15 protein-coding genes are annotated in these 19585 nt (G+C 43.2%); 10 read left to right on the forward strand and 5 right to left on the reverse strand.

Annotation, left to right across the window (positions count from 1 at the left end):
* Nucleotides 1-16 precede the first annotated feature (16 nt).
* From bioA to bioD, 4 genes are read left to right on the forward strand one after another with little or no spacing between them, the layout of a single operon-like run.
* A complete protein-coding gene (gene bioA / locus JZ787_RS04010) occupies nucleotides 17-1336 on the forward strand; it encodes an adenosylmethionine--8-amino-7-oxononanoate transaminase (protein ID WP_346311726.1) in 1320 nt (439 codons plus the stop codon).
* Nucleotides 1333-2490 (forward strand): 8-amino-7-oxononanoate synthase, encoded by a 1158-nt coding sequence (locus JZ787_RS04015; RefSeq protein ID WP_346311727.1) that lies wholly within the window; start codon nucleotides 1333-1335, stop codon nucleotides 2488-2490. Before bioA ends, JZ787_RS04015 begins: the two co-directional genes overlap by 4 nt.
* Before the next feature lie 7 nt (nucleotides 2491-2497).
* Nucleotides 2498-3277, forward strand: a complete 780-nt coding sequence (gene bioC, locus JZ787_RS04020) for a malonyl-ACP O-methyltransferase BioC (protein WP_346311728.1) — start codon at nucleotides 2498-2500, stop codon at nucleotides 3275-3277.
* On the forward strand, nucleotides 3274-3918 hold the full coding sequence (bioD, locus tag JZ787_RS04025; protein WP_346311729.1) for a dethiobiotin synthase: 645 nt from the start codon (nucleotides 3274-3276) through the stop codon (nucleotides 3916-3918). The genes bioC and bioD overlap by 4 nt, the downstream gene beginning before the upstream one ends.
* A gap of 72 nt (nucleotides 3919-3990) precedes the next feature.
* Here bioD and JZ787_RS04030 read toward each other — a convergent pair whose 3' ends face one another.
* The 5 genes from JZ787_RS04030 to JZ787_RS04050 all read right to left on the reverse strand — a co-directional run bounded on the left by JZ787_RS04030 (nucleotide 3991) and on the right by JZ787_RS04050 (nucleotide 9307).
* Nucleotides 3991-4407 carry a biopolymer transporter ExbD gene (locus tag JZ787_RS04030; protein WP_004695313.1) on the reverse strand — a complete coding sequence of 139 codons (417 nt, stop codon included), beginning with the start codon at nucleotides 4405-4407 and terminating at the stop codon, nucleotides 3991-3993.
* Between the two features lie 18 nt (nucleotides 4408-4425).
* A complete protein-coding gene (locus JZ787_RS04035; RefSeq protein WP_078389253.1) occupies nucleotides 4426-4851 on the reverse strand; it encodes a biopolymer transporter ExbD in 426 nt (141 codons plus the stop codon).
* An 18-nt stretch (nucleotides 4852-4869) separates the two neighbouring features.
* Nucleotides 4870-5751: a MotA/TolQ/ExbB proton channel family protein gene (locus JZ787_RS04040; protein ID WP_346311730.1), complete on the reverse strand. Its 882-nt coding sequence runs from the start codon at nucleotides 5749-5751 to the stop codon at nucleotides 4870-4872.
* Nucleotides 5752-5785: 34 nt separating this feature from the next.
* Entirely contained in the window at nucleotides 5786-6484 is a 699-nt protein-coding gene (locus JZ787_RS04045) for an energy transducer TonB (protein ID WP_168158221.1), read from the reverse strand.
* A gap of 141 nt (nucleotides 6485-6625) precedes the next feature.
* Nucleotides 6626-9307, reverse strand: a complete 2682-nt coding sequence (locus tag JZ787_RS04050; RefSeq protein ID WP_333653542.1) for a TonB-dependent receptor — start codon at nucleotides 9305-9307, stop codon at nucleotides 6626-6628.
* Between the two features lie 754 nt (nucleotides 9308-10061).
* On the opposite strand from JZ787_RS04050, the gene JZ787_RS04055 reads away from it, so the two are divergent.
* From JZ787_RS04055 to JZ787_RS04080, 6 genes are read left to right on the forward strand one after another with little or no spacing between them, the layout of a single operon-like run.
* On the forward strand, nucleotides 10062-11852 hold the full coding sequence (locus JZ787_RS04055; protein ID WP_346311906.1) for an ABC transporter substrate-binding protein: 1791 nt from the start codon (nucleotides 10062-10064) through the stop codon (nucleotides 11850-11852).
* A 17-nt stretch (nucleotides 11853-11869) separates the two neighbouring features.
* On the forward strand, nucleotides 11870-13678 hold the full coding sequence (locus tag JZ787_RS04060; RefSeq protein WP_346311731.1) for an ABC transporter substrate-binding protein: 1809 nt from the start codon (nucleotides 11870-11872) through the stop codon (nucleotides 13676-13678).
* Between the two features lie 24 nt (nucleotides 13679-13702).
* Entirely contained in the window at nucleotides 13703-15718 is a 2016-nt protein-coding gene (locus JZ787_RS04065; RefSeq protein ID WP_346311732.1) for a M3 family metallopeptidase, read from the forward strand.
* Between the two features lie 11 nt (nucleotides 15719-15729).
* Nucleotides 15730-16668 (forward strand): ABC transporter permease, encoded by a 939-nt coding sequence (locus JZ787_RS04070; protein ID WP_346311733.1) that lies wholly within the window; start codon nucleotides 15730-15732, stop codon nucleotides 16666-16668.
* Nucleotides 16669-16675: 7 nt separating this feature from the next.
* Nucleotides 16676-17821 (forward strand): ABC transporter permease, encoded by a 1146-nt coding sequence (locus tag JZ787_RS04075; protein ID WP_346311734.1) that lies wholly within the window; start codon nucleotides 16676-16678, stop codon nucleotides 17819-17821.
* A 10-nt stretch (nucleotides 17822-17831) separates the two neighbouring features.
* The gene (locus JZ787_RS04080) at nucleotides 17832-19562 is read left to right on the forward strand and encodes an ABC transporter ATP-binding protein (RefSeq protein WP_346311735.1); all 1731 of its coding nucleotides are present in this window, start codon (nucleotides 17832-17834) and stop codon (nucleotides 19560-19562) included.
* Nucleotides 19563-19585 lie beyond the last annotated feature (23 nt).

Consider the following 19585-nt stretch of genomic DNA (forward strand, 5'->3'; position numbering starts at 1 on the left):
CGATATGGAGTTAAGGATGACTGAGATCAATGCCAAATTGGATGGTGAGTTGGATGACTTAGCATTTGATCGGGAACATATTTGGCATCCTTATACCTCGATGACCAATCCGCTCCCCACCTTTAAAGTTAGAAAAGCCTTTGGCTCAACCATTGAGTTAGAGGATGGTCGTCAGCTGATTGATGGGATGTCTTCGTGGTGGTGCACCATACACGGCTATAACCATCCTGAACTGAATCAGGCGGTGACAGATCAATTGCAAAACATGTCGCATATTATGTTTGGTGGTTTTAGCCATCATCCCGCCATTCAACTGGGCAAATTACTGTTGCAAATCACCCCGCCAAGTTTAGATAAAATTTTCTATGCAGACTCAGGTTCTGTTGCAGTTGAAGTGGCGTTAAAGATGGCAGTTCAGTATTGGACTTCGCTTGGGAAACAAGACAAAACCAATTTTGTCACCCCGCGTTCGGGCTACCATGGTGATACATGGAATGCGATGTCGGTCTGTGACCCTGTCACAGGGATGCATCAAATTTTTGGCTCAAGCTTACCCAATCGTATTTTTGTTCCTGCACCGCAAGTTGCCTTTGATGCAGCATGGGATCAGAAGGATATTTGTGAGCTTGAAAACACCTTAGCTGCACAGCATGAAAGTATCGCCGCGCTGATTATTGAGCCGATTGTTCAGGGTGCAGGAGGGATGCGTTTTTATCATCCTGAGTACTTACGACAGGCTAAATTGCTCTGTGAAAAATATGGTGTTTTACTGATTTTTGATGAAATTGCGACGGGTTTTGGGCGTACGGGGAAACTCTTTGCTTGGGAGCATGCACAGGTCGAACCTGACATTATGTGTATGGGTAAAGGTTTAACAGGCGGCTATATGACCTTGTCTGCAACCTTAACCACAAAGCATATTGCTGAAACCATCAGTCGAGGCGAAGCGGGTGTGTTTATGCACGGCCCAACGTTTATGGCCAATCCCTTGGCGTGTGCGGTGGCGGCGAAAAGTACAGAACTCCTCATTTCACAAGATTGGCAAAGCAATATTCAACGCATTGAAACACAACTTCGTACCGCTTTGACACCGTTGCAGTCACTTGAATATGTCTATGAAGTTCGTGTATTGGGTGCCATTGGTGTGGTTGAGCTGACGTTTAATGTGGATATGAAGACCTTACAACAAGAGTTTGTCCGCCGTGGTATTTGGGTGCGACCATTTGGAAAACTGGTTTATGTGATGCCCCCTTATGTGATTACCTCACATGAGCTGAAGACCTTGCTTGAGCAATTGGTTGAAGTGGTGGTGCAGATGCAGGAGCCTGTTGTATGAAGCATGTAGAGCATTTTGCAGCGCAGTTGGATATCCTTAAACAACAAGGCAATTTGCGCCGGTTTACGTCCAATGTGCAGCAAGGGCGGATGATTCGAATTAATGATCATGAGATGTTGAATTTGGCATCGAATGATTATCTAGGATTGGCTGCAAATATCGAATTACGAGAACAGTTTTTCGATGAAACACCGAATGCGCAGCGCTGGATGAGTTCAGCTTCTTCACGTTTATTGACGGGTAATTTTCCTGAATATGAACAGTTTGAGAGCAGTCTGAGTCAAGCTTTTCATGGTCGAGCGGCTTTGGTATTCAACAGCGGCTATCACATGAATATTGGTATTTTACCTGCGTTAGCGGACAGTAAAACCCTAATTCTGGCTGATAAATTAATCCATGCCAGCATGATTGATGGTATTCGTTTATCGACAGCGAAGTTGGTACGTTATCGCCATAATGACTTGGCGCATTTAACCCAACTTTTACACAAGTATCATGCCGATGATGCTTTTGAGCGGATTATTGTGGTGACCGAGTCCATTTTTAGTATGGATGGTGATGAAACCGATTTGGCTGAATTGGTCCGCATCAAAAAACAGTTTGAAAAAGTCATGCTCTATGTTGATGAAGCACATGGTATTGGTGTGCGTGGTGAGCAAGGTTTGGGCTGTGCCGAGCAATACCAAGTGATTGATGAGATCGACTTTTTGGTTGGTGCTTTGGGTAAGGCTATGGCTTCAATCGGTGGCTATCTGATTTGTCACCCTGTGATTCGAGACTATCTGATCAATACGATGCGCCCATTGATTTTTAGTACGGCACAACCGCCGATCTGCATGGCGTGGAGCAACTTTATCTTGCAACAAGTCTTACAGTTAAATAATGCACGTCAGCATTTACACAGTATCAGTCAGACCTTGCAGCAAGCGGTTCAGGCCAAAGGTTTTGATTGTCCATCAACGTCTCAAATTGTCCCTGTGATCATCGGTGATTCGAGCAAAACGGTAGAGAAGGCAAAAGCTTTGCAACAGGCAGGTTTTTATATTATGCCTGTACGACCACCGACTGTGCCGCAGCATAGTTCTAGACTACGTATTTCCTTGACCGCTCAAGTTCGCCATACTGATTTAGATCAGTTGATTCAGTTGTTGTGAGTGAGTCGTGAAGAATTTAGAGATTGATAAAGCACAAGTCGCATTGCGCTTTGCTCAGGCAGGGCAAAGCTATAGTGAGCATGCGGTTGTGCAAAAGCAAATTGCACGCCAGCTTTTTAATTTAATCCAATGTTATGCCACTAAAACGCAATTTGAGCGGGTGTTTGAAATTGGTTGTGGTTCGGGCAATTTAAGCCATCTATTGCTGAAAAATTTCCAAATTCAGCACTATTTACTGAATGACTTATATGCTGAGGTGCAGCAGCACTTTCAGGGTTATTTGAATATAGACTGGTTATTGGGTGACATTGAACAGCTTGTTTTTCCAGCTCATTTGGAACTGATTGTATCGACCTCTGCACTGCAGTGGATGACAGATCTTGCTGCTGTTTTTCAGAAAGCGAATGACAGTCTGCTTCCACAAGGTCTATTTTGTTTTTCCACTTTTGGTGAGCGGAATTTACAAGAGATTAAGACCTTAACGGGGCAAGGTTTAGATTATGTCAACCTCGATCAACTACGGGAAAAATTGCAAAATCAAGGCTTTGAAGTTCTGCATTTGTCTGAACAAATTGAGTGCTTAGACTTTGCGACACCGAAACAGATACTGCAACACTTAAAAGCCACAGGGGTTACGGCAACTGCATCGAGCTTTCGTTGGACCAAGCACTCACTCGAACGCTTTTATCAAGATTATCAACAGTTTTCACAACTCGATACCTCTGGGCAGATTCATTATCGCCTGAGTTATCACCCTATTTATTGTATTGCACGGAGAATGCCATGACTGGATCAGTTTACTTTATCAGTGGAATCGATACAGGCATTGGGAAAACCTATACCACGGGCTACTTAGCCAAGCTTTGGAATGAGCAAGGCCAAAAAACCATTACCCAAAAGCTAGTGCAAACGGGCAATGTTGATGTTTCTGAAGACATTGAACAGCACCGTAAAATTATGGGTATGGGCTGGTTTCCTGAAGATGACAGTAAGCTGACCATGCCTGAAATTTTTAGTTATCCTGCATCGCCACATTTAGCGACTAAAATTGATGGTCGTGAGATTGATTTTGCAAAAATCGAGCGTGCTACTCAGCAGCTGGCTGAAAAATATGAGGTGGTGTTGTTAGAAGGTGCGGGTGGTTTGATGGTGCCTTTAACCACAGATTTGCTTAGCATTGACTATATTGCAGCCAAGCAACTGCCTGTCATTTTGGTGAGTTCGGGGCGTTTGGGCAGTATTAACCATACCATTTTAAGTTTAGAAGCACTGAAAAGCCGTGGTTTAGAGCTTTACGCTTTAGCCTATAACTTAAATGATGAGTCACAAGATGAACTCATTTCTAAAGATACTGCGAGCTATTTAAAAGCTTATTTGGCGACACATTTTCCGCAAGCATTGTGGATCGACATCCCCATATTGAAGTAATTCGTAGAGTCATTAAAAAAGAAAAAAACCGCGAACAGCAAAAGTTGTCAGCGGTTTTTTTGACGGTTTTATTTATTGATTACTCACGACTCCAATTTTTTTCACATCAAGGCGTTGGGCTGCGGCCATGACCATCGCAATGTATTTATATTCCGTTGCGCGGTCAGCTTTGAGTTTAATTTGGTCTTGATCTGCTTTTTGAGCAACGGTTTGAAACAAGGCTTCGAGCGCTTGTTTGGACTCCACAGCTTGTTCATTCCAAAACATTTTGCCTTGAGCATCTAAGCGTAATTCCACGATTTCAGGTGGCTTTTCCTGAACTGGTGGTGGTGTGCCATTCGGGAGGTTGATATTAATGGCGTTGTTTGGCAATGGAATCGTGATAATGAACATAATCAGTAATACCAACATGACATCAATCAAAGGCGTCATGTTGACATCAAGCATCACATCTTCATCATCTTGATTGGAACCAACATTCATACCCATAGCTGAATCCTTCTTTGATTAAGGTGAAGAGGGCGGTGTGGTGACAAAGGCAATTTTGCCAATGCCCGCTTGCTGCGTGGTGGTAATGACTTGGTCAATCGCATCGTATGGCGTAAGTTGGTCACCACGAATGTGGACATCGGGCTGAGGTCTCTTTTGTGCCTCTGTTTGTAGTCGTGCCAGTAAAGTGGCTTTGTCGGCAATGTAACTTTCATTCCAGAAAATATCGCCATTTTTATTGACTGCGAGTTGAATATTTTCAGGTTTTGTTTCATAAGGCACATTCTTTTCTTCAGGCAAATTGACTGGTACGGTATGAACTGCAACAGGCACTGTAATGAGAAAAATAATTAGCAAAACCAACATAATATCAACCAATGGTGTGGTATTAATGGTTCCGATTACATCATCATCGCTGTCATTTGAATTTACCGTCATTCCCATGGCTGATTCCTCATGTTCTTATTTCATGTCACGGTTAACAGGATTGTTGGTGCTGATTTCACCACTTAACAACACCGCATGCAGGTCTGAACCGAAGGTACGAACTTCTTCCATCACGGCTTTATTCCGACGGGTTAACCAGTTGTAACCAAGCACTGCTGGAACAGCCACGGCTAAACCAATTGCAGTCATAATTAAGGCTTCACCCACAGGGCCTGCGACTTTATCAATAGATGCTTGACCCGATACCCCAATCGCGGTTAACGCATGGTAAATGCCCCAAACGGTACCGAATAAACCCACGAAAGGTGCGGTTGAACCTACAGTTGCTAGAAAAGCCAGCCCACCACTTAGATGACTGTGAATTTTGTCGATAGCGCGTTGAATCGAGATAGTGACCCAAGTATTAAAGTCGATACGCTCTAATAATGTTCCACCATGGTTTTTTGTCGACTTAATGCCTTTTTCAGCAATAAAGCGATACACACTGGCATCATCTAAACCTTCAGTTGCACTATCGAGAGAGGTTGCTTCCCAAAAGTTTTTATCGGCATGTTGGCCTTGTTTGCGGATTTTACCTTGCTGTAAGCACTTGGTAATAATGATGTACCATGTCCCAATCGACATAATCACCAAAATAAACAGTGTCACTTTAGACACCAGATCACCTTCTTTCCACATTGCTTCTAAGCCATAAGGGTTATGTACTTTTTCTGAAGCAGAAGGTGCTTTCTCAGCTAAGGGTGGGGGAACAGGTGTTGCTGCTTTCTCAGTCGCAGTGACTGGTGTAGTCATTGCTGTAGTGGGCGCAGCGGTTTCCTCTGCAAAAATAGCTTGTAGAGGAAGTAATGTGCTCATTCCAAGTAGGCTTGCTGCGGTAAAGTTTTTTAATTTTTGCATTGTGTAACTCCTAATGTCGGCTGATCTTTTTCAATTATTCGAGAACAAATTCGTATGGGATGTCGAACCAAGCGCTTTGAGCTACGCCATCTTTCATTGCAGGTTTAAATGTGCACAAGCTATACGCTTTCGTTGCTGCTCGGTCTAAAGTACGGTCACCTGTTGAGCGTTTCACTTTGACTTCTTGCGCCTTACCATTGGTATCGACAAAGACCGAAATCAGTACGGTGCCTGAAATACCACTCATCTCTGCTTCGCGTGGATAGCTTGGAGCTTTGCATCCAGCTTCACCTTCCGATACTCCACGTGTAACACCTGTGGGTTTGGGTGCAGGTGATGGAGCAGCGGCAGTCGGTGTTGGGGTTGGAGATGGGCTTGGAGAAGGCGATGATGCAACTGGCGTCGGCGTGCTTATCGTCGGTTTAGTGACGGGTGTAGCAACTGTTTTTTGCACTGGGATTGCTTTTTCTACAGGTTTGGGGTCAGGTTGCTGCGCTACTTTTTCCACCATTTTTGGTGGCTCTAGTGGAACTTCTTTAGGTGGTTCAGGCTCAGGTGGCTTGATATCTTGCAGAATGATCAATTCCACAGGTTCGGTTGAGGGTTTGACAATATCTTTTGCCAAGCCCGCCATTAGCACCAAGCCAACAAGAACATGTAAGAAAATCACAATGCCAATACCTGTGAGTTTTTTGGCGGAGTTTTTTTCTAAATCTTCAAATGTAGTGCCCATAATTACTCCTAAAATTTAAGCCAAATCTACTTTTTAAAAGCATTGGATTGCACTTGGGAAAATCCATATATATCTGGTTAAAGTTGAGCATGTATAAACATCACCACAGATTGAATATTTCAATCTGTGGCTCAGATCCGCTTAGAACGTATATGTACCTCTTACATAGAAAGTACGTCCTGTTGGGTCGCTGTAACGTGGGTCATAGCCGTATTGGAAGTTATCTAGAACATTTGATGCTGCAGGTTCTTCATCAAATAGGTTTTTGATACCACCCGTTAGGGTTAAGTTTTTGAAACCTTTATAGGTACCTGCAATGTTGTAGAGGGTATAGTCTGGAACTTTGTGGTTATCAAAGCCTTCTTCACCTGTTGCATTTTGGTCGTGATAGCCTCGGAAAAATTGCTGTTCAAAGACCAATTTCCAGTCTTCATAGCTCCAGTTGATGTTTGCGGTATGTTTCCAGCGCAGTACAGCAGGGTCATCATAAACGCCCACTAAGCCCTCCCAGTCTCCATCTTTTTCTTCTTGGTAGTCATTTTTGATGACATAGGTTCCATTAATTCCGAAGCCAAACCGACCGGTTGATGTCATAGGAGTGAGGTAGTCTAAGCTAATGTCGATCCCTTCGGTTTTGATGCCACCTGTATTCATTAAAGTGGTATTGATGTATTGGATACGGCCGTCTGCATCTCGCACAAAGCGATCTGCATATTTGGTTGGATCTTCGAAAATGGAAGTTTCACCCGTTAAGCCAATAAGATTTTCGATTTCGATATTGTAGTAATCGACTGCTAAGACTAGGTTCTTAAGGGGCTCAAAAACAAAGCCTGCTGTAAATGTGGTTGATTCTTCGGGTTGAAGCTCAGAGTTACCACCTTGCATACGCTTAAACTGGGTATTACATTCTGTTTGATATTGCGGTGAAGTTGCTACGCCACCTGGACAGAGCACAGGGTCATCGTATTTTGCCCCCGTGTAAGTTTGGCTTTGCGGCGCATTAATTTCATATAAGCTTGGTGCACGGAAACCTGTACTGTAAGTACTTCGGAACATTAATTGTTTTAAAGGCTCCCAGCGTAAACCCACTTTCGGGTTGAAGGTGTCGCCAAAGTCACTGTAGTCATCATAACGTGCTGCAAGTTGCGCTTCTAAAGTGGAAGTAATCGGAATTTGTAGCTCTGAGAAAACGGCTGTAATGTCACGGTCACCCTTACTGATAGGTTTGTCAGGGTCAATGCCACTACCTGGGACAAGTCGAACAAGGTCTGAGTTTACCCTTGCTTCCCAGTCTTGCGTGGTAAAGCTACCGCCGAAGGCAAAACCCACGTCACCCGCAGGAAGGGTGAAAATTGGACGGCTGATCGTAAAGTCAAAGGTGGTGGAGTCTAAGGTCGCATCATTGGTCGTACCGCTGACTTCTAATGAATTCCAAACACTTGAATCCGCTGAAGGACCAAAGGGGTTAATGGTACCGTTATCTAGCCCTTCTTGCAGTTGACTACGATTTAAATAGCCACTAACGAAACTGTCCTTTGCTTTACCTTTTGCATAGGTCACGCCGCTGTCGATGTTCCAGCCATATGCTTCACCTTCAATCCCTGCAAAAATACGATGTGATTCATTGGTTGTCTTAGAAACACGGTTACCTGCTTGTGAGCGTAGGTAGAGTTGTAAAGGATCACCACTTAAACCGGGAACAGCAGGAGTAATACCTTCACCTGGATAATATTGGCTTCCTTTGGGAAGTGTCACAGATCGGCTATAGACATCGGGTGCGATTGAGGTAGTGACTTCATTTTTTGCATATACATATTCAGCAATGGCGTTGAATTGGTCACTGAGTTTGAAAGTTGCACGCCCTAGGGCCGATAAGTCTTCTGTTTCTGGTTGAATACCAATCAAGGCTTGAGTGTTTAAAAAACACAGACCATCTTCTGCAACGACATTAGGAGTGTTATTACAGTTGGCATTACCGTAAGGATTGGCTAATACACCACTGGTTGGGTCATAGAAGTTAGCAGGAAAACCATTCGCAGAGCCAGCATCGATCCCTAATTCAGGTAAAAGCCCACCACGACGGCTAACTTTACGGTCTTTGGCCATAATTTCTTTGGACTTTTGGTAGCTGATTGCGCCATATACGTTAAAACCTTGTTCGTCTAAGTCGCCATAGCCACCAAAGATAGAGACATCGTATTCTTCCCCCCCTTTTTCTTCGGGTTTGAGTACACCACTACTGATACCGAAACCTTCATATTGTTTTTTTGTGATGAAGTTAATCACCCCAGCAATGGCATCTGCGCCATATACCGCGGATGCACCATCACGAAGGACTTCAATTCGTTCAACCATTGCTAGAGGAATTGTATTGAGGTTGGTTTCAGAGGTACTAAAAGGGCTATAAGCCAAACGGCGACCGTTTAATAATACTAAGGTTTTGTCTGGACCTAGGCCGCGCAAGTTAGCTGTTGAACCAGAGGTATTACTTGCCCCCACGTTTTGCGCGGTTGTGTAACCCGCTTGGTTGGCACTGATTTTGGTTAAGGCTTCTTCGGCAGTTGTGACGCCTTGTTGCGCAAGCTCTTCAACTTTAATGACGGTAATGGGTGAAGAACTTTGAGCTGCAACTCCTTTGATAGAGGAGCCTGTGACAGTCACTTTAGCAACTTTTTTAGTTGGTTCTGCTGAGACTGAGCTTTCTGTTTCTTCTGCATGAGCTAAAGACAAACACATCATACTTAAAGTCAGGGTACTTAGTTTAAGTAGTGATTTGCTGATGGTTGGGGTCCCCATAGATCGAACAAGTTTGTTTTTTTGCATCGTAAATTCAACCCTTCTTTTTCTATATTTAGCGGTATTGCTGTGCTGAGGGAGTGCAAGGCAAATGCCAACTTTCAGGGATAGACAAAAGACTGTGAATTAAGTTATTGGAAAATATTGTTTTATTTTATTATTTATGTGAATTTATGTAACTTGTTTTCATTTTTCTAGAATTTAAAAAATTAAAATGGCAAAAAATTACTTATAAATCGATTAAAAAATAATCATAAAATGATTATTCATATAATAAGTGATCAAAAATGAGTCGTGATTTTTTGAATTTTTAATACAAAATATTATTTGTAATTATACTGAAATATTAATATTTATCTTTAATAAATAAATGCTTGAGATATTTTATTTGGTTTTTTGTAGTTCTTGTGATGTTCGAATTTGAATCATTGGTGTATTAAATCTGTGCAATAGTTTATTTAAACTGAATATTTAAAAATAGCTACTAATTGGCAAAATATTCCGATGTGGGTTGAGCCTCTCATTTATAACTAATTAATATCCATATATTTTTCTTACAAAATGTTAAATTAGAATGATAAAAAAATAGGCGTGGCATGATATTCGCTTTGTTGCTGAGGTGAATATTTGCCCATGACCGTTTTTTAAATTTTGATAATTAAAATTTAATTTATAAAACATGGGTTTATGTTTTAAGTTTTTGTCAGTGTGGTCTGAAAAATAAAACACTGACATTGAACATGGATGGCATGAGATCACCTTGCTTAAAAAAAAGATGTGTATAGGTATGAACTTGAATTCAAAAAAACTGAAGCTTGCTGCTTTATCCCTTGCGATGGGTTTTGGCTTTTCTGCCTATGCAAAGTCGCCTGCAGATCCAAACAAAGTATTAAATATCGCTTATGAAGCGCCTGATGATGGTTTTGATACGGTTAAAACCTATAATTTTTATAGTGGTAGTATTGCCCAAGCCATTTTTGAACCACTTTTAAAATACGATTATTTGGCGCGCCCCGCTCAATTGGTTCCAAACACAGCAGTGTCGATGCCAAAAATAGAACAAGAGGGCAAAGTCTATATCTTTAAAATTCAGCCCAATATTTATTTTAGCGATGACGCGGCCTTCAAAGGCAAGCCGCGAGAGTTGGTGGCGCAGGATTATATTTATTCCATGATGCGGATTATGGATCCGAAAAACCGCTCACCGACCTATTCATTTATTGAAGGCAAAATTGTCGGTGGCGATGCTGCTGTTGCTCAAGCCAAGAAAACAGGCCAGTTTAATTATGATGCCACGATTCCGGGTTTAAAAGCCCTCGATAAATACACACTACAAATCACATTAACTCGTCCTGACTATAATTTTCCCTATATCTTAGCTTACGCCACATTTAGCGGAACAGCGCGGGAAGTGGTGGAGTTTTATGGGGATCGAATCGCGCAGCATCCAGTGGGGACAGGGCCTTATCAACTGAGCAAATATGTACCGCGGAGTCGTATTGAACTGGTGGCCAACCCGAAATATCGTGGTTTTACATGGAACTTTAAATCTACAGGTTCAAGTTGGGACAACCGTCTGGTCAAGGAGATGCAAGGCAAAAAAATGCCGCAAATCGGCAAAGTCAGCGTCAGTATTATTGAAGAAGAACAGTCTCGCTGGCTCGCGTTCAAATCGGGACAACTCAATTTTGACAAACTGACTTCCAATGCGGTACCACAGGCTTTAAATGGTAAGCAACTCAAACCTGAACTGGTCAAGCAAGGCATTCAACATTTCCCCAATAAAGACGCTGAAATCACCTATACCATGTTTAATATGCAAGACCCTACAGTGGGCGGTTTTGGGCTTGAAAAAGTTGCATTAAGACGTGCGATTAGTCTGGCTTATAACCAAGCAGAAGCCATTAAACAACTGTATAAAGGGCAGGCGGTGAAGTCGGAGATGTTGGTGCCTGAGGGGGTACAAGGCTTTAATCTCAACTACCGGAGTAGTGTGGCCTATAACCCGCTCTTGGCGAATAAATTACTGGACCGTTTCGGTTATAAGAAGGGAGCAGATGGTTACCGTCGACTACCGAATGGTCAGCCTTTAACGCTCAAGTTTATGACTGAAAACAGTTCCAGTTCGGTGATTCAATCTGAACTGTGGAAGAAAAATTTAGATGCGATTGGTCTGCGTGCCGACTTTGTGGTGAGTAACTTTGCTGACAATTTAAAAGCAGCGATGCAATGTAAATATATGATTTGGGGCGGGGCTTGGATTGCGGACTATCCTGAAGGGGAAAACTTTGCCCAACTGCTGTATGGGCCCAATTCGGCTCAGGGTAATCTCAGTTGCTACCAGTCCAAAGCCTATGATGCACTTTATACACAAGCAATGGCACTCCCACCACCTCAGCGTTTGCCGTTTTATGAAAAACTCAGTCGTCAAATTGAGGCCGATAATCCATGGATTATTCATAACAGTCGCATTCGAAATTGGTTGTTACATCCACAAGTTCAGGGTTTTAAAGCACATCCGATGATGAATACCAATTGGCAATATCTTGATATTCAGCCCATAAAAAAATAATTGAGATGTAGAACATAATGAGAGATCTAAATCAGAAATTGAAACGATGGGGTTTGGGGATTTGGGTAGGCAGTATTCTGCTGAGTAGTTCAGTTTCCAGTTTTGCGCAAAGTCCTGCCGACCCGAAAAAAGTTTTACGTTATGTTTTTCCTGTGGCTGAAACAGGCTTTGACCCTGCGGGCGTGCATGACTTGTACTCGGCGCATGTCAACGGTTCGATTTTTGAAACGTTGTTTACCTATGATTATTTGGCCTCACCTGCGAAATTGGTACCACGAACAGCTGTGGCTTTACCCGAGGTGAGCGCGGATGGATTGACCTATACCATTCGTTTGCAAAAGGGAATTTATTTTGCTGCTGACCCAGTGTTTAAAGGTAAAAAGCGTGAGCTGACCTCGGCTGATTATGTGTATACCTTTAAGCGCTTACTGGATCCGAGCTTGCGTTCACCCAACAGTTGGCTGCTTGATGGGCGAATCTTAGGGATGGAGGCTTTGCTGAAACAGGCGCAGAAAACAGGAAAATTCAATTACGACCAATCTGTCGCGGGCTTGCAAACACCAGACCGTTATACCTTGGTTATTCGCCTGACTAGCCCTGATCAGAACTTTCCAATGCTGCTTGCGCATCAGCCTGCAGGCGCGGTTGCACGGGAAGTCATCGAAAAATATCGTGACAAAGCGGGTTTTGTCATGGGGCATCCAGTAGGAACGGGGCCATATATGCTCAGTCGTTGGACGCCGGGTTCGCGGATTATTTTAAAGGCTAACCCTGATTTCCGAAGTTTTGTTTGGAACTTTAAGGCAAGTACGTCTGAGGACCAAAAGATCGTCAAAACCATGCAAGGCAAAAAGATGCCGCAAATTGGCGAGATTGATATTCAGGTGATGGAAGAAGGACAATCACGCTGGTTGTCCTTTATTAAAGATGAAGTGGATTTGTTTGCCTTAGATGGTGAGCTGACGGTTCAAGCCTTGCAAGATGGAAAACTAAAACCGGAATTGGTCAAGAAAGGCGTACAGCTGTCACGGATCACCGATCCTTCGATTGACTATCATTATTGGAATATGCAAAACCCAATAGTCGGCGGCTTAAGTAAAGATAAAATTGCCCTGCGCCGTGCCATGGCAATGGCTTTTTCAGCCGATAACTACATCAATATTTTACAAAAAGGCGATTCGCAAAAACTGCAAGCACCGATTCCAAGTGGTGTGGTGGGCTACGATCCCAATTATCGAAGCAGTATTCCTTACTCAGTCAAAGCGGCAAATTTATTGTTAGATCGTTATCACTATAAAGTAGCTGCGGATGGTTGGCGTACTCAACCGAATGGGAAACCTTTGGTGATTGAGATGACGCTTTCGGGCAATAATTTACGTAGTCAACAACAGGCCGAGTTTTGGAAGAAAACTTTAGACAGTATCAAAATCAAAATGACCACCAAGTCGATGCCTTTTGCTGAGGCTTTGAAATTAGAAAAACAATGTAAAACCATGTTTAAGACATCGGCATGGATTGCAGACTATCCTGATGCAGATAACTTTATGCAGCTGTTTTATGGCAAAAACATCAAGATCACCAACAATGGCTGCGTCAAAATTCCTGAATATGACCGCCTATATGAACAAGCCCAAAAGATGACACCAAGCCCAGAGCGCAATGCAATCTACGCCAAAATGTCACGTCTGCTGGAAGTGTATATGCCTGTACAGGTGATTGGCGCGCGTTACCGCAATATCTTGGCACAACCGCGTGTGATTGGTTTTAAAAAGCATCCCATACTGCCCGCAGAGTGGATGTATATCGATATTGATTTGAAGAAATAGAAATTAAACAAAACTGGAGTCATGATGAAAAAGCAACATTTTAAATTCACTGCATTGTGCATGTTGGGCCTAGGGATGAGTCAGATGGCTTTGGCGGAAACAGCACCGCGCCAAACATTACCCAGCTTTCAAGCCAAAGACATCCCTACAATGTGTAATGCCAAAATTGCGGATGTGAAAAAGCAACTTAAAACGTTTGAAAATAAGCCCCTTAAAAACGAAACGGCGGCAGCGCCTGTATTGGCTGAATGGGATCGTATTTTTGCATCATTTGAAGATTTTTATGGCCCGATTGGTCTGTATAGCAATGTTGACCCTGATGAAGCACTGCGTAAAGCGGCTGAAGACTGTGAAATTAAAATTAGCCAATTCCAAACCGATGTGTATCAAAATCCAAAGCTATATCAACAAATTAAGAAAATAAAAATTGCTGATCCAATTGAAGCCAAGTTCCGTGAAGATATTTTGGAAGGTTTTGAAAAAACAGGGATACAGCTTTCAGCGGATAAACAAGCACGTTTAAAAGCGATTTTTGATGAACTGGCAAAAATTGAACAAGAGTATGCGCGTAATGTCCGTGATAATCCTGAAAAACTCGAATTTAGCCCTGATGAGCTAAAAGGCCTGCCACAAAGTTATATCAGCAGCTTAAAGAAAAGTGAAAAGGGTAATTATCTACTCGGTTTTGAGTATCCCGATTATCGTCCGTTTATGGAGTTGGCAGATAACGATGATGCACGTAAGCGTTATCAAATGGCATTTACCCGACGTGGCGGTGAGAAAAATCTGGCGCTGCTGAAGCAAGCCATGGATCTACGTTATGAGTTAGCACAACTGTTTGGTAAGTCCAGTTATGCCGAGTGGGTACTACAAAGTCGGATGGCGAGAACCCCTGAAACTGTGAATAAATTCTTGGCAGAGGTACATGCTACCGTGGCGCCCCTAGAGAAAAAGGAAGTCCAAACTCTACGTGAGTTTAAAGCGCAAAGTTTAAATATCCCTGTTGAGCAAGCTGGTATTGAGCGTTGGAGCGAAGCATATTGGAGTGAAAAGTTACGCAAAGCCAAGTATCAGGTCGACCAAGAACAGCTACGTCAGTATTTTCCAACGCAAGCCTCTCAAGATTGGCTATTTGCCATTTCTGAAAACCTGTATGGCATCAAGTTTAAGCCTGCAAAAGTCGAGGTTTGGCAAGATGAAGTGGAATATTACGATGTAACCGATGCCAAAACAGGGCAACTGCTCGGCGGCTTATATATGGATAAATTTCCACGTAAAGGTAAATATGGACATGCTGCTGTGTGGGGTGTTTATGGCGGCAGTAGCCTAACTGGACGCAAACCGATTTCAGCACTGGTCACTAACTTTAACCGCAATGGTTTAAATAGTGATGAGTTAGAAACTTTTGTACATGAGTTTGGTCATGCGCTGCATGGCATTTTATCCAACACACGTTTTTCATCTCAGTCAGGAACTTCGGTTGAGCGAGACTTTGTTGAAGCACCGTCACAAATGTATGAGGAATGGGCACGACGTAAAGAGACTTTGTCAAAGGTAGCGGACTACTGCAAACCTGACTGCCCACGCGTGGATGATGCGTTGATTACGAAACTCAATGCCGTACATAGCTATGGGCGCGGTTTGCATTATGCTCGTCAGACGTTGTATGCACAGTATGACATGGCGCTACATGGTAGTGATGCGCTAGACGTTCAGCCCTTAAAGGTTTGGGAAAAAATGGAAGGGGCAACGGCCTTGGGTTATGTTCCAACCACCGAGTTCCCGGGGCAGTTTGGTCACATCATGGGTGGTTATCAAGTCGGTTATTACGGCTATATGTGGTCAGAAGTGATGGCGTTGGACATGCTTTCAGCCTTTGGTGATAACTTAAATAACCCTGAAGTGGGACAGCACTATCGTCAAACCATTTTGTCCCAAGGCGGTCAAAAACCTGCCAAAGCATTGGTCAAAGACTTTTTGGGTCGTGAACCTGATAACAAAGCCTTTTTCGATGAAATTACCGGTCAACGGGTGAAATAAGGGGCATTTTTATGCTGGCATATATTATTCGCCGAATTTGGCAAATGATCCCGACCATGCTTGGGGTGGTGTTGCTGATTTTCTTGTTGTTTAACTGGGTCGGTGGTGACCCTGCCTATATTTTGGCAGGGAAAATGTCGAATCCTGAACAGATTGAAAATATCCGACAGCAGCTTGGGGTCGATCAGCCCTATTATGTGCAATTGTGGATTTTCATTAAGCAGATTTTGACATTTGATTATGGGCTGAGTTGGAGTACAGGGGAGTCAGTATCGCAAATCATCATGACACGACTCGGGCCTTCACTCACTTTGCTTATTCCACTGACGATCTTACAAACCATTATTTCTATTGTGTTGGCTTTGGCGGTGGCAGCCGTGCGCGGCAGTTTAACGGATCGTATGGTGATGATGCTGTGTACGATTGGCATGTCGATCAGTATCTTGGTGTATATCATTGTTTTTCAGTATGTCTTTGCCTATCAGTTGAGTTGGTTTCCAGTACAAGGCTGGAGTGATAGCTTTAGCGAGAACCTGTTTAAGTATGCTTTATTGCCTATTCTGATCATGTTGGTGGTCAGTATTGCCCCGACTTTAAGGTTGTATCGTAGTTTTGTTTTGGATGAAGTCAATCAAGACTATGTTCGTACTGCACGTGCCAAAGGGATTGGTGAACGCCGCATTTTAGGTGTGCATGTACTACGCAATGCCTCAATCCCGATTATTACAGACGTGATGGCAAGTTTACCTGCTTTGCTGATTGGTGCATTTTTGATTGAGCGCTTCTTTGGTATTCCGGGTATTGGTCGTGAAGTGATTATTGCAGTAGAGCGCAGTGATTTTCCCGTAATTAAAGCCATTACCGTGTACGTTGCCCTCGCAACGATGTTTTTCAACTTGATTGCCGATTTGATTTATAAATGGGTCGATCCACGTGTACAGTTGAAGTAGGTGAATTATGCTCAGTGTTCTCACTAAAAGAAAACCAGATACTGCTGAACCTACAACAGCATCTACAGGGCTATGGCAACTCGCTATGCGCCGTTTAAAACGCGATCGAATAGCCATGTTTTCCCTCCTAATCGTACTGTTTTATTTGGTGCTGTTAATTTTGTCATCTACAGGATTGATTGCAAAAAACTGGAATAAAGAAGTCGCTGTGAGTTATGCACCGCCTACGTTTATCGGTGCAGCAGCGATACCTGCTACGCAAAGTGAAACACGAAAAGTCGAAGCGGCTGTGCCTGAAAACCCTATTGATCCTTTAAAAGATGTGATTCGTGAGCTCAACGCAGAAATTGCTGATGAACAGGGTGTAGGTGGTGCTATTGATTACTATGGGGTTGTTGATCCTTTAGCCGAAGATATGAAAGCGATTGACCAAGCGCTGGATGGTCATTTACTAGATCAACAAGCGGAACTCAAGCAAAGCCTGATTTTAGGTGCCGACAAATGGGGACAAAGTGTTTTACTGAAAACCATTAAAGGTGCAGAAACATCAATTATTGTTGGCTTAGTCGCAGCTTTTCTTGCCGTGGTGATTGGCACAGTTTTAGGTGCCATTTCGGGCTACTTTGGTGGCTGGGTCGATGATGTCTTGAATTGGTTTTATAACATTTTTACCTCGATTCCTTATCTGCTCTTGGTGCTAGCGATTGCTGCAGTACTGCAACAAAAAGGTATTTTATCCATTGTTTTGATTTTGGGTTTAACGGGGTGGACGGGGGTATATCGTTTAATTCGTGCTGAATATATGAAGCATACTTCGCGGGAATATGTGTTGGCGGCAAAAGCAATTGGGGTGAGTCATGGCCGACGTATCTTTGTGCATATATTTCCCAATGTCAGTCATATCGCACTGGTTCAAATGTCAATTTTAGTGGTGGCCTTTATTAAGTCAGAAGTGATTTTGAGCTTCTTAGGTTTTGGTGTCCCTGTCGGTGTGGTGTCATGGGGCAGTATGCTGAATGAGGCTCAAAGTGAGTTGATTTTAGGTAAGTGGTGGCAGTTAGCGGCTGCTTCAGTAGCGATGGCTGTTCTGGTCACTGCATTTTCAATGTTTACCGATGCACTGCGAGATGCATTAGACCCGAAACTGAAATAGGAGCATGAGAATGTCTGAACTCAATCATATGACAGCGCCAGCCTTACTTCAGGTGGAAAACTTGCGTGTCAGCTTTAAAAATGAAGAAAAGCAGTACATTGAAACAGTCAAAGGCATCAGTTTTAGTATTCCAGTGAATGCCACTGTGGCTTTAGTCGGGGAGTCTGGCAGTGGTAAATCGGTCACATCGCTAGCGACCATGGGGCTATTACCTCCTGAAAGTAGTCAAATTGCTTTGGACAGTAAAATTCTGTTTGAGGGGAAAAACCTACTCGACTTACCGCGCCGTGAAATGCGGAAAAAGTGCGGAAAAGATATTGCCATGATTTTTCAGGAACCGATGTCATCCTTGAATCCTGTGTTTACGGTAGGTTCACAAATTGCAGAAATTTTGCAGTTACATTTGGGTATGAGTCGTAAGCAGGCGCGTGCACGTGCTTTGGAACTCTTGATAGAAGTTGGGATTCCATCTCCTGAAACCAAGATTGATGCTTATCCGGGGCAATTGTCGGGTGGGCAGCAGCAGCGCGTCATGATTGCTATGGCAATTGCGTGTAAACCCAAACTATTGATTGCCGATGAACCGACGACAGCGCTGGATGTCACTATTCAAAAGCAAATTTTAGATTTGCTGGAGTCGTTGCGGAAGAAGCATCAAATGTCGATGCTGTTTATTACCCATGATTTGGCTTTGGTCGGGGAAATTGCCGATCAGGTAATCGTAATGCGGCATGGTCAAATTCGTGAACAAGGTAGGGTTAAAGATGTGCTTGAACGCCCTCAAGATGTCTATACCAAAGCGTTGTTACACTGCCGTCCACAACTGTCCAAACGTCCCATGCGTTTGCCGATGATCAGTGATTTCATGCAGCAAAAGGGTGATGACTATATTGAAACGCATACCATCGATGTCGAGTCACTTCAACAAAGATCTCGGGGCTTAACTGGCCAAGAAGAGATCATTTTAGATGTGCGAGACCTTAAAAAGTCATTTTATAGTCGTAAAGGATTATTCGGCAAAGAGGAGTTTCAAGCGGTCAAAGGCGTGAGTTTCCAACTGGCAAAAGGCAAGACTTTGGGCTTGGTGGGTGAGTCTGGTTCGGGGAAAACGACCATCGGATTATTGCTGATGCGCTTACAGGAGGCAACAGGGGGGAAAGCGCTGTTTGAAGGTCAAGATATTTTGACCATGTCAGAGAAAGAGTTTGCTCGGTATCAACGCAAGATTCAAATCATTTTCCAAAATCCCTATGCATCACTCAATCCTCGTTTTACTGTCGGGCAGATTTTGATGGAACCGATGCAGGTGCATCATATCGGCGCGAATGATGCTGAACGTAAACAGATGGCTTTGGACTTGTTGGAACGCGTGAGCTTACCTGCACAGGCTTTTTATCGTTATCCACATGAGTTTTCAGGCGGACAGCGTCAACGTATTGCGATTGCGCGCTGCCTAACCTTAAAACCTGAGGTTTTGATTTGTGATGAGTCAGTTTCGGCCTTGGATGTTTCGGTACAAGCCCAAGTACTGAATTTGCTGCAAGACTTACAGGATGAATTTGGACTGAGTTATATCTTTATTTCACATGATTTATCAGTGGTGAAATATATTTCAGATCAAATTATGGTGATGAATCATGGTGATTTGGTGGAAATAGCCAATTCAGATGATTTGTACCAGTCGCCACAGCATGAATATACCAAACGTTTACTCAGTGCTATTCCGCAAAGTGTGGCATGAATAGGCTGTTGTTGGCGGGGGAA

Source organism: Acinetobacter sp. BWR-L5 (genome assembly GCF_039655985.1).
GTDB classification, from domain to species: domain Bacteria; phylum Pseudomonadota; class Gammaproteobacteria; order Pseudomonadales; family Moraxellaceae; genus Acinetobacter; species Acinetobacter johnsonii.